Raw genomic sequence first — 12003 nt, 5'->3', positions numbered from 1 at the left:
GTGTGAGTAAGCACATTTCGATTCCGCTCCCGTTTTCTCTCAGTCTGAGTAGAGTCCAAAGTAACATTTCCGTCTGAGCAAAGTCCATCCGCGCAAACTTGTTTTTTTCGACCGATTAAAGTTCAACTGTAGAAATATACTTAGTATTCTAGTAAATGCTAGGATTAATTACTTCTTGTTTTTAATTCATCTTGAACTTTTTTCAATTCAGGATATACTGTTGCTGGTCCACCAATGGTACATATTGCTATAGTTAGAATTGCAAAGTCAATTTCTTTTCCATCAAAATAATCTCTAAGTACAAAATAAAAAAGTCCGATAATTACCGGTATACAGAGTATTATTATTGATTTTAAGCTTTTTTCTTTACGTTTAAGCTCCTCTTTTGACAAATCTTTTAATTCTTTTTTTTCCATAATATCAATAGTTTTATTTTTTGGAGTACTTGCAGCTAACGTTTAGTGTCGAGTAGACAAGGGGAATTTCACCCCGAGCCTCTCACAGAACCGTACGTGATAGTCTCCCATCATACGGCTCTTCTAACTTAACTTTCAAAGATAGCTCATCCTCTTTCAAGTTGGCAAATTGTACGTTAAATTAGCTAATCCCTTCGCTCCAGTTTCATTACAAAACTTTCATTACTACTACGGATTAGTCCGCCCCTATACCAAGCATTGCTATTCTGCCTCTAGTTTGCGCTATTGTGCATTTCACTTTGCATCTTAGTACAGGTTCCCGAGTTCCGTAAATAAGCCCGAATAAAGGTCATGCCTCCTAAATGACGCCTGCCGCTTAGCCAGTAAACAGGTAACCGCTAAACTTATAATGTTTGTCATACTTCAAACACTTTTGACATGATGTTGCACTTTCTCGACACTTCATCAGAGGTTCATTTGCATTCATCTCCTTTATCCATACCTGACCACGCTCTTGACGCAGCCTTTTCCATAACGCTCAATACCTTGGCTCTTTACCAAAGCACCTTATGGGGGTTTGATGCTCTCTCCTGCAAGACAACATCAGTGGGTCGGTTCCACCATCTTATAAACAGTTCGCAATGAAATATATCAGCCGTTCATTGCTTTCTCGGCACACATATGAAAAGTAGGCGATTTCGAAGCGCTAAACTTTCGGTTAAACACAGAGTTTGACAAGAACCAAAAGCCTTGAATTTATTACCATTTCGCCTATTTTTTATATACATTTGTTGGCAATAGTATTTAGTTCATATATCCACTTTTTAAGTAAAATTGATTCCAATCAGTAATCGTTATTATATCTTTAATAGCTTTCTTTTTATCGGTCTGTTTTTCATAATAACTTTCGCAAATTCTGAAGCCTATATAGTAGCCCAAATCAGCGGGCTTGTCTTTAGCTCTATCTGCATTACCAATCCAATTTTGTGTATTTTCTCCGTACATATCCATTTTAAATTCATTCCAAACTTCTTTCTCGTTCTTATTAGCCCATTCGTGGACATATTGGTTAATATGTGAACCACACACTAAAGAACTTATAAAATCAGCTGCTCCTTCATAAATTGCATTACCTAACAAATTGTTATAATTGTTATTTTGTTGAATATGAACTAATTCGTGAATTGTAATTAATGGCAAATTAGAAAAATCGCGCACTACCTTTTTTTCCCAATTATTGAAATTTGATAAATCTGAATCCTTCATTTTGGTGTGCATTTCTGCTCCGATTATTAATCCAAAAGGACTTGATGTCCCTCCGGCATTAAAACAACCAACCGTATAGTAAATATCTGGAAAAACAGCATCAATGTACAGTTTTTCAAATTCGTTAAAGTAATTCCTAAGAGTCTTTTCCTGGGTATAGAGTTGTTCTAGGTTTGGTATAATGGACTTAAAATATTCTTTTTTATCTTCAATCCGATATGCAAATTGGTGAGATGAAGATTGGATTTTAAATTTTTGATAGTAAAATAAAGCTTTAGATGCTTTAGAGAAGTAATCGTTATAAAAATAGGATGGTGAGTTAGACCAATTGCTTCTACTTTTATTAAAAGCAGTAATAAAATTGAAAACATCTTGATAGTGAAAATTACAGTTCTTGGGATTATCTTTCAAATGAGTTATGCTGTCTATCAGTGATAATTTAGAAACGTACTCTGGTTGTTCTGAATAAGGATTGTCCGAATTCTTATACCAATTTAACCAAGTGTATTTTCTATTAATTAAAGAATCCATTAGTGGGTATGCCAAAGAATCTTGTTTAGTGTCCAAATAAAGCATAGATAGATTAAACATAGCATCTTCAACAAAAGTCTGGGAATTACTTGTTTTTATACAGTTTTGGTAAGCCTCAATTGCTAATTCTGGTCTACCTGCATTATTTAACTCGTTTGCTAAATTGTAGTAGTAGTTCGGATAAGAGCCTAATGCAATTAATTCGGAATATTCATTCTCAATGATTTGTTTATCCGAAGTTTGTTTTTTCGAATGTTCATTACAACTGCTAAGTAAAATAGTAGTCAGAAGCATTATGATAAGGGTTTTCTTCATTCGTTTTTATAATTATTGCCAACGGGAGTTTGCGCAGCAACTCCATTTCGAATAAAAATAAATGATTTGTTTTGATTTATAGGACCCTAAGCGAAGGTTTTATAGCCGGTTCTTTTGTGGTAAACTAAATTTCCAAGAAAAGCAAAGTCGCCCAAAATGGCTGAAATGGCTCCGAATAGGGCAAAAAATATGTCGACAAGCCTTTTGAGCCTGTCCTTCAACACTTTTGGGTCAAGAATGGACACAAGTCTGCTAAGGTTGTAGCATATCATGATCAGGTTTACCTCGGAGAGCACGTTCTGTTTTCCTTTCATCAATGTATGGGTGAAGCCCCATTGTCTTTTGATGGTCCCGAACTGGTGCTCGGTGATCTGTTGCCTGAGCCTATAATATTCCGGATTTTCCTCCACTCTTTTCTGGTTTTCCTCCAAGGCCTCCTGATAAATGGAGCGCTCTATGAAGCGTCCGTTCTTGTTCGTGGTACAAAGGTGCCTTACGGGGCAGACCTTGCAGGCCTGTCGGTTCTTGTAATGCTTGACCTTGTGGCCCGCCTTATTGTAAACGGTTCCATTGGTCACCAATATCTGTCCGTCGGGACAGGTATAGGTATCCATTTCCCTGTCGTATTTAAAATCGACCATGGGATAAAGGCCGTTGTGTTGGGAAGAATGCTCCTTTGGGGATGAGTAAGTTGTTATCCCGTTCTTGGTGCAGATGTCCAGGTGTTTGCCCGTGGTGTACCCTTTATCGGTAAGTGTCCTCATTTTTTCCACGCCCAAAAGTTGCTTTGCATCGAGTGCCATGGGCGAAAGTGCGTGTGTATCGTTTACGGTGCCCGTGTCGTTGTTGACGAAGAGTTTGTATTTTGCATCACACCCTGCCTGCACGTTATAGCCCACATTGATTATGTTGCGGTGCAGTACTACCGATCTGGCATCGGGATCGGTAAGGCTGATCTGTCGTTCCCCACTGGTGCGCAGCTCTTCCCCGATGTTGCGGTATCTTTCCTTCTTCGATTCCTGGTAGGCAATTTTGTCCTGTATTTTTTCGGTATCCGAATCTCCGTCCTCGGCATCAAGTTGTTGTTGGTATTCCAGTATCTTGTTGTCTATGTACTCGATATGGCGGTCGATCTTGTTCTGGTTGAAGTTGTTCTTCAGGGCGTTCTGGGCCCTTATCTTGAAGGAGTCGATGGCAATGGTCTCGCCTTCGATTAGTTCCCAATCCTTGAGCAGCACCACAAAATACCTGAATGCCCCTTTGAAGGCTTTTGGGTTACGCTTTCTGAAATAGGCTATTTTCCTTGCGGACGGCCTTAGTCCCTTCAGGAGCCATATGACCTCGAGGTTTACCTTGCAGGCATGTTCCAATTGGCGGGAGGAGCGCAGTTTGTTCTTGTAGCCGTAGAGATAGAGTTTGAGCATGTCCGAGGAACGATATGGTGGCCTGCCCTCGTTGTTCAGCACGTCCCTGAACCCCAGGTCGCCCATTGGGAGGATATCCACGAACATATCGACGATCCTTGCCCACGAATCGGGACCCAGGCAGGATTCGAAATCCATCATTACGAGTTGGTCCCTGTCAAAACCTGTTATAAAATCCATACCATTAAGATAATCAATATCAATACGTTATGGTATTGGCCGTGCTAAAGGAAATCAACAAATGTAAGCTTCCCCAAAAACCGAACTGTTTAAAAGTAGAAAAATAGTTTTAACTTTAAACAGTAATTATGAAGACAAGTAAATTTTCACCCACCCAGATTGCCAAAATTCTAAAAGAATTCGATAATGGCAAAACCGCTTCCGAGATTAGTCGGGACCATGGTGTAAGCACAGCCGCTTTTTATAAATGGCGAGAACGTTATGCTGGTATGAGCGGTAAAGAACTCAAACGTATTAAAGAGCTCGAGGAGGAAAACCGCAAGCTCAAACAGATGTATGCCACTCTAGCATTGGACCACCAGATGGCCAAGGAGATCATTGAAAAAAAGTTCTAAAGCCCTACCGTAAACGAGCTATCAGTAAAGAACTTGCGCATTACGGTATCAGTAGGGCATGCCGTGTGATGAAAATGAGCAAGAGTGTCTATTACTATACTCCTTTACCCAAAGATGATTCTGAAATCGAAAAAGCCTTGCAAGAAAAAGCTGAGGAACGTTCAGAGGAAGGTTTTTGGAAAGCGTATGAGCGTCTTCGAGATGAAGGTAAACCTTGGAATCACAAGCGAGTGCATCGAGTATATAAAACCTTAGGACTTCCCTTACGACGTAAGGCAAAGAAGCGCTTGCCAGCACGTATAAAGGAGCCTTTAGCGGCTCCTTTAGAGCTTAACCATACATGGAGTATGGATTTTGTAACTGATGTACTTGAGAATAAGAGACGGTTCAGAGCCTTTAATGTCATTGATGATTATAATAGGGAGGCATTACACATCGAAGTAGATTTTTCATTGACCAGTAACCGAATTGTATGGGTTCTCAACCATTTGGTAAATAAAAGGGGAAAGCCTCGTAGAATTCGAATGGATAATGGCCCAGAGTTCGTTGCTAAAATAACAGCAGTATGGAGCGAAATGCAAGAGATAGAATTTAAATATATCCAACCAGGAAAGCCAACACAAAATGCATTTGTGGAACGTTTTAACGGAAGTTTCAGAAGAGGAGTTTTGAACAAATACATTTTTGAACATATAGATCAAGTTAGAGAACAAACAGAGATATGGATGCAGGATTACAATCACAAAAGGCCACATGATTCCCTTGGAGGAAAGTCACCCAAAAAATATGCAGAAGAAAATTCTCATGGGGCTAGCCCCATGAGAATTAAAAATAATAACTTTATAGAGATATTAGACAATTAAGCAGTTCTAATCAAGGGAAGCTTACACAAAGTTATTAAGAAAGGGTAGGTTTTTGCGCAGTCTGACGGTTGAGCTAAGCGTAGTGCGGTAGTAAGGAAACTTTTCGTTTCCGTCTGCGCACGAAGCTAAAGCTTATTGTTTAGTTTTATTTTTCTTGTCCAAAGCTAAATCCATAAGATTTAGCGACATTATAAATATACACAGACCTTTCGGTTTTGACCTAAAGTCCGCATTACGTTTAGGTATTGTTAGCAAAATGTGGCGACACGTATGAGTAAGCACGAACTATTGGTTCTGATATTTTTTCCGTCCGAGTGAAGTCCATCTGCGCAACAGTTGCGTCTGAGTAAAGTCCGTTCTCGTTAAAAGTCCATCTAATTTTTGGTTCCTTTAATCTATTCAGGCTTTCCGTTCGTTTTCAATCTTTTCTTTAAATATTCAATATTAAAGAGACTCCATAAAAGAATGACTAGGAAAATAATCATTACTTTATTGAAAGAAATTTTATCATTTAAAAAATATTCGACTGCCAAAATTACAATCGGTATAGTAATAGCCGAAATAAGGAGTCCGCCGTAGACTGCTAAAGCTTGTTTTAAACCCTTATCTGAGAAATTTTCATATATATTATCTAACATATTATCTTTTTTAAGCCATTTTTGCTAACGTTTGGGTAGTCGAGTAGACAAGGGGAATTTCACCCCAAGCCTCTCACAGAACCGTACGTGATAGTCTCCCATCATACGGCTCTTCTGACTTGATACACAAAGATAGCTCATCCTCTTTCAAGTTGGCAGGTTGTGTATTAAACCAGCTCATCCCTTTGCTCCATTTCCATTACAGAAACTTCATCACTACTACGAATGAGTCCGCCACTACATATACTTTTGGTATTCTACCTCTAGGTTGTGCCTATTGTGTATTTCCCTTAGCACGTATATGCAGCTTCCCAAGTTCCATAACTAAGCCCGAATAAAGTTCTTGCCACCTGAATGACGCCAGCCCCACAGAAAATAAATAGGTTACCCCTGTGATTAATGTTCTTTCAAACACTAGTTTTAACTCCGTATCATACTTCGTAGCTTTTGACTGGATGTACCTACTTCTCGACACCTCTTCAGTGGTTCACTTTCGTTCAACTCCTTTATTCATACCTGCCAACCTCGTGGGTTGGATTCTCCTAAACGCTCAGTACCAAGGCTGTTAACCAAAGCACCTTTAGGTGGTTTAGAGCCATCGCCTATACAACGACTCTGATGGATCTACCATCATCTTAATTACAGCATGCAGCACAGTTTATTACCATGACTGCTTCTTGGCACACTATGAACAGTAGCGGCTAAAAATGCCGAAACTTTCGGTTAAGCACAAAGTTTGATACGAGCTAAAAGCCTTGAATTTACTACTGTTTCGCCTATTTTTTATATACATCTTTGTTGTGTGTAGTGTTTTATTATCAAGTAAATTCGATTAATTCACCATCTTTTGGAATAAGCAACCTATTATCATTTATACTTTCTTTAGTTGCCATTTCTCTCAGGGAATTTCTTGTTACCGTACAATGGTCTAAGGATTCCATATGAACAGATATAATTGTTGAGTTAGGCATTTCTTTAGCTATTTTAATCGTTTCTTTCTCATCCATTAAAATTGGTGTTTCTTCAAAGTCTGGAATATATGCACCACCTGAGTTTGTTATTATGATTTCGGGTTTATACTTGAATAAAGATTCTTTTACTTCCTTTACCCAAATACTATCTCCTATTATATAGACTGTTGGTTCTGTTTTTGATTGAAGAACAAATCCAGAAACTTCTCCCATATGATTTAAAATTTCTCCACTTCCGTGTTTTCCACTTGTTCTTGAGATTTCAATACCATTCCATTGAAGACTGTCCTTAATTACTGTTAGATTAATAAAATTATTGGCTTTGATTTTATCCTCATCTGCTGGTTGACAAAAAATAGGAATATCTTTAGGAAGTGCTTTTTGTGCAGTTTCATCAAAATGGTCGGTGTGTGTGTGTGTCACCAAAACTATATCCACATTTTTAATTATTTCACTAACATCAATTGGAAGATTAACAGTTGGATTTCTTTCTATTCCGCCATATGATTCAAATGCTCCTTTTACCGAAAACATAGGGTCTACAAGAATAGTTTTTCCAGCGTAATTTATTTTTAAAGTAGCATTTCTTATTAATTGAATTTTCATATTTCTAATATTTGACATTATTATTGTACACGTATCTTTGGACGAAGATATAATTTGTACTATAATTAGAGAAGTTGATTCAATTCTATTATCTTGAATTTTCAGTTGAAATAACTTATTTTTACATTAAATAGCGTTGATTATGGTAAAAGATGATTTCGATTGGAAAATTATTCAATTGTTGCAGAATAACTCAAGACTTTCATATGCGAAAATAGGAAGAGAAATTAATTTATCACCATCTGCAGTTGCAGAGAGAGTTCAAAGACTTGAAGAAGAAAATGTAATTGAAAAACACATAACCATTATTAATCCCAAAGAGATAGGTTATTCTTTGTCAGCCTACATCACCATGGGTTTTAATGATAATGGGTACAAGCCATTTTTAAAGACCATAGACCAATTTTCTGAAATTGTAGATTGCAGTATGATAACAGGTAAAGATTGTCTTATTATGAAAGTAATTTTAAAGGATAATGCTCATTTGGAAAACCTTATTGATAGATTATGTAAATTTGGAAATCCGACAACTTCTATTGTCCTGTCTGAGGTGTTAAATAATGGAAGTATTAAAATTCCTTAAAGTTGAAAATAGTTAGGCATGAAGTCTTTTTTACATTACACACAACGTTTTTGGGCTTTGCGTTCGGGCGGGTTTCGAAGCACAAAAGCCGATATTATTACTAAAGTTCAATAGAAGTACAAAACTTGAATTGTGCACTTCAGCCCGCCTGACGCAAAACCCATGTTGGGCGTTTGTGCTTTTATTTTTGCAAGTACCTTTCGCTAATTATGTTTGTATGATGTTTAACGTGTCCTATCATAATGTACCCTAACGCTCTCGCAGATATTTTGTAAGTTATACAGTTACCTAAAAACATACTTTGCTTGTCTGAAAGATTTTCAAATAACGATTTTGAATTATTCCTAACGGTTATAAATTCGTCAATCAAACTTTCGATAGTTCTGTCGGTAACATTAATATTTGCAGCGTACAAATTTTCGTCCATACCGTGTAATGGTGTATCCGCATCTCCTCTTGCACACACAAATGCCCTAAAAGCAAAGGCTCTTTCAGTGTCAATAATGTGCATTAAGACTTCTTTAACTGTCCATTTATCTTCTGCATATCTGTGATTTAATAACTCTTTTGGAACATTATTGAAGTATTCTATTAGGAATTTGGTGTTTTCGTTTAAAACGTCAAAAAAATCACCTTCATCAACAAGGTCGATATAATACTGAAAATAAGATTTGTATTCTGAAATTTCTGGTCTTTGCATTTATTATTTATTTAAAAACTGGTCTTAAAAATGTCCGCTCATAACTTAATATACACTTAGATTGTTCTGCAAGTTTAAAGGCTTCGATACACTCCTTGTCTGTCAATATTGATTTCCTATAACTTTCATATTCTGCTAAACTTGGAAACGAAAATAAGGCATATGCAACATTATTAGCTCCTTCACTTGGCAAAAAATACCCATGATGTTGTCCACCTAAACGTTTTACTAAATCTATCCAAAGTTTGCCATACTCTTCAAATAGTGGTGTTTGGTAAGGGTCAATAATGTATTTTAAATGACAAGTTATCATAATTGTTTGCTATTTGGTTAAAGTCGTTTGTCGTTTTAGCATAACGCCCAACGGCTCGGCGTCGAGTAGACAAGGGGAATTTCACCCCAAGCCTCTCACAGAACCGTACGTGATAGTCTCCCATCATACGGCTCTTCTGACTTGATACACAAAGATAGCTCATCCTCTTTCAAGTTGGCAGGTTGTGTATTAAACCAGCTCATCCCTTTGCTCCATTTCCATTACAGAAACTTCATCACTACTACGAATGAGTCCGCCACTACATATACTTTTGGTATTCTACCTCTAGGTTGTGCCTATTGTGTATTTCCCTTAGCACGTATATGCAGCTTCCCAAGTTCCATAACTAAGCCCGAATAAAGTTCTTGCCACCTGAATGACGCCAGCCCCACAGAAAATAAATAGGTTACCCCTGTGATTAATGTTCTTTCAAACACTAGTTTTAACTCCGTATCATACTTCGTAGCTTTTGACTGGATGTACCTACTTCTCGACACCTCTTCAGTGGTTCACTTTCGTTCAACTCCTTTATTCATACCTGCCAACCTCGTGGGTTGGATTCTCCTAAACGCTCAGTACCAAGGCTGTTAACCAAAGCACCTTTAGGTGGTTTAGAGCCATCGCCTATACAACGACTCTGATGGATCTACCATCATCTTAATTACAGCATGCAGCACAGTTTATTACCATGACTGCTTCTTGGCACACTAAGAAATCGTAGGGCAGGTGATAAGCACTATCATTTCGGTTTATTACTTAGCTAAATATAAATATTTTGCTTTTATCTTTTCTACTATAAACGCCAAATTTTATATTTAGCGGACTTTGTTAATATTCACAGACCTTTCGGTTTAGCACAAACGCCCTATGTTTTTTATACATTGTTCTCACTCGTTCTAATTTCCATGAAAAGTCATATCAGGCAATTTTTCTTCATTTTTCAAATACCTATCAAACCAATTAAGAACGTCCTTATCCACTTCATCTCTAAATTCACTTATACCATGATCTCCTCCTTCAAAAATCTTTAGTCTGTAAGGAATCCTATATTTTTCAAATTCAAGTGCTAGGTTTAAACTTTGTGTTGATTTTACTCTCCAATCCGAATTTCCGTGTAGCAGTAATATGGGAACATTCTTTGAAAATTTATCTACCCATTTTATTGCTGATCGTTTTGTTAACTCTTCCTCTCTATTCGCATAATAATCAGGAATTAATTCAGAATAAACACCATCTTCCATTCCTGGTCTGTCTTTAATACCTTCAAATGCATCAGAAATCGCTCCACCGACAACTGCAGTTTTTATTTTATTAGTTTTGGTTATGGCTATGTAAGTCATCATGCCGCCACGGCTCCAACCATACATACCTATTCTTTTAACATCAGCTCCTTCGATTTCTTTTAATACATCACATAAAACCAAAACATCATTAATATCTTTACCACCAAACTCTTCTTTGCCTTCACTACCAGCATTTCCTCTATATTGGCTACCTATTATAACATAACCTTTTCTAGCAATTGCTGAAAGCCAAAAAGCTGTGCCATAATCTAATTCCCCAAAATCTCTATTTCCTCCTCTATTGAATATGATACAGGGATATTTACCAGCTTTTTTGGGTTTTAATAACATTCCATTAACTCGTAAGCCATCACTTAAATAGGTGATTTTACCTATTTCTAAACTGTCTAAATATGCATTTTTTTTCAACCATTTTTCATAATTAATGCTTGTGGTATCTGCAGGTCTCAAGTCTACAATTTTTGTATTTAATAACAGTTTTTGATCTTGAGATTGACAGCAATTAAAACAAGTTGATAATAAAAGTAAAACAATGTATTTCAGATGTAGCATAATTTATGTAGACTAAAGTTTTAATGAGTGAGAACGGCTATTGTCGAGTAGACAAGGGGAATTTCACCCCGAGCCTCTCACAGAACCGTACGTGATAGTCTCCCATCATACGGCTCTTCTAACTTAACTTTCAAAGATAGCTCATCCTCTTTCAAGTTGGCAAATTGTACGTTAAATTAGCTAATCCCTTCGCTCCAGTTTCATTACAAAACTTTCATTACTACTACGGATTAGTCCGCCCCTATACCAAGCATTGCTATTCTGCCTCTAGTTTGCGCTATTGTGCATTTCACTTTGCATCTTAGTACAGGTTCCCGAGTTCCGTAAATAAGCCCGAATAAAGGTCATGCCTCCTAAATGACGCCTGCCGCTTAGCCAGTAAACAGGTAACCGCTAAACTTATAATGTTTGTCATACTTCAAACACTTTTGACATGATGTTGCACTTTCTCGACACTTCATCAGAGGTTCATTTGCATTCATCTCCTTTATCCATACCTGACCACGCTCTTGACGCAGCCTTTTCCATAACGCTCAATACCTTGGCTCTTTACCAAAGCACCTTATGGGGGTTTGATGCTCTCTCCTGCAAGACAACATCAGTGGGTCGGTTCCACCATCTTATAAACAGTTGCGTAACGATTTTCAGCCGTTCGTTACTCTCGGCACACATATGGTTTGTTGCGTGTTTAAATAGCTAATTTAATTAATAAAACCTAAAAGATAATTGAGTTCTATTTTTCTTAATTAAACTAAAACTAGCAATAAATTATATACTTTGTGTGTGCCCAGTATTGGCATCTTTGAGCTACTTAATAAAAGTAGTTGATTTATTTAGAGGGTGCAAGTCCCTTATGGGCAGGGGTAACGCCTTGAACCATTTGTAAGCTGCAAGGTTGCTAGTTGTGAAGCTAGGACTGAAGAAAGCAGGACTACAAATCTCGGTA

10 protein-coding genes are annotated in these 12003 nt (G+C 37.4%); 2 read left to right on the top strand and 8 right to left on the bottom strand.

The window, feature by feature from the left end; all coding sequences use genetic code 11:
• Nucleotides 1-164: 164 nt before the first annotated feature.
• The 3 genes from ACPF9A_RS08670 to ACPF9A_RS08660 form a co-directional block, all read right to left on the bottom strand.
• Entirely contained in the window at nucleotides 165-416 is a 252-nt protein-coding gene (locus tag ACPF9A_RS08670; RefSeq protein ID WP_424003560.1) for a hypothetical protein, read from the bottom strand.
• Nucleotides 417-1220: 804 nt separating this feature from the next.
• On the bottom strand, nucleotides 1221-2528 hold the full coding sequence (locus tag ACPF9A_RS08665; RefSeq protein ID WP_424003558.1) for a DUF2268 domain-containing putative Zn-dependent protease: 1308 nt from the start codon (nucleotides 2526-2528) through the stop codon (nucleotides 1221-1223).
• An 86-nt stretch (nucleotides 2529-2614) separates the two neighbouring features.
• Nucleotides 2615-4132 carry an IS1182 family transposase gene (locus ACPF9A_RS08660; protein WP_423997098.1) on the bottom strand — a complete coding sequence of 506 codons (1518 nt, stop codon included), beginning with the start codon at nucleotides 4130-4132 and terminating at the stop codon, nucleotides 2615-2617.
• A 128-nt stretch (nucleotides 4133-4260) separates the two neighbouring features.
• Here ACPF9A_RS08660 and ACPF9A_RS08655 point away from each other — a divergent pair.
• A protein-coding gene (locus ACPF9A_RS08655) for an IS3 family transposase (protein WP_423998553.1) occupies nucleotides 4261-5390 on the top strand; the annotation gives its coding sequence in 2 pieces (ribosomal slippage) (nucleotides 4261-4522 and nucleotides 4522-5390; 1131 coding nt in all).
• Between the two features lie 395 nt (nucleotides 5391-5785).
• Here ACPF9A_RS08655 and ACPF9A_RS08650 read toward each other — a convergent pair.
• Complete coding sequence (locus ACPF9A_RS08650; RefSeq protein ID WP_424003556.1) at nucleotides 5786-6028, bottom strand: hypothetical protein; 243 nt, start codon at nucleotides 6026-6028, stop codon at nucleotides 5786-5788.
• An 818-nt stretch (nucleotides 6029-6846) separates the two neighbouring features.
• Nucleotides 6847-7605, bottom strand: coding sequence for an MBL fold metallo-hydrolase (locus ACPF9A_RS08645; RefSeq protein WP_424003554.1), 759 nt, complete (start codon nucleotides 7603-7605; stop codon nucleotides 6847-6849).
• Between the two features lie 142 nt (nucleotides 7606-7747).
• Here ACPF9A_RS08645 and ACPF9A_RS08640 point away from each other — a divergent pair, with 142 nt between their 5' ends.
• Nucleotides 7748-8188: an Lrp/AsnC family transcriptional regulator gene (locus ACPF9A_RS08640; RefSeq protein WP_424003552.1), complete on the top strand. Its 441-nt coding sequence runs from the start codon at nucleotides 7748-7750 to the stop codon at nucleotides 8186-8188.
• Between the two features lie 181 nt (nucleotides 8189-8369).
• Here the strand turns inward: ACPF9A_RS08640 and ACPF9A_RS08635 are convergent, their stop codons facing one another.
• The 3 genes from ACPF9A_RS08635 to ACPF9A_RS08625 all read right to left on the bottom strand — a co-directional run bounded on the left by ACPF9A_RS08635 (nucleotide 8370) and on the right by ACPF9A_RS08625 (nucleotide 10955).
• On the bottom strand, nucleotides 8370-8888 hold the full coding sequence (locus ACPF9A_RS08635; protein WP_424003550.1) for a DinB family protein: 519 nt from the start codon (nucleotides 8886-8888) through the stop codon (nucleotides 8370-8372).
• Between the two features lie 7 nt (nucleotides 8889-8895).
• Nucleotides 8896-9201 carry an NIPSNAP family protein gene (locus ACPF9A_RS08630; RefSeq protein ID WP_424003548.1) on the bottom strand — a complete coding sequence of 102 codons (306 nt, stop codon included), beginning with the start codon at nucleotides 9199-9201 and terminating at the stop codon, nucleotides 8896-8898.
• Nucleotides 9202-10097: 896 nt separating this feature from the next.
• Nucleotides 10098-10955, bottom strand: coding sequence for an alpha/beta hydrolase family protein (locus ACPF9A_RS08625; protein WP_424003546.1), 858 nt, complete (start codon nucleotides 10953-10955; stop codon nucleotides 10098-10100).
• Between the last annotated feature and the right edge of the window lie 1048 nt (nucleotides 10956-12003).

Origin of the sequence: Maribacter sp. IgM3_T14_3 (assembly GCF_049603095.1) — a bacterium.
GTDB lineage: Bacteria > Bacteroidota > Bacteroidia > Flavobacteriales > Flavobacteriaceae > Maribacter.
Note: the sequence above shows the minus strand (reverse complement) of the source record. Positions and strands in the feature narration are given on the sequence as shown.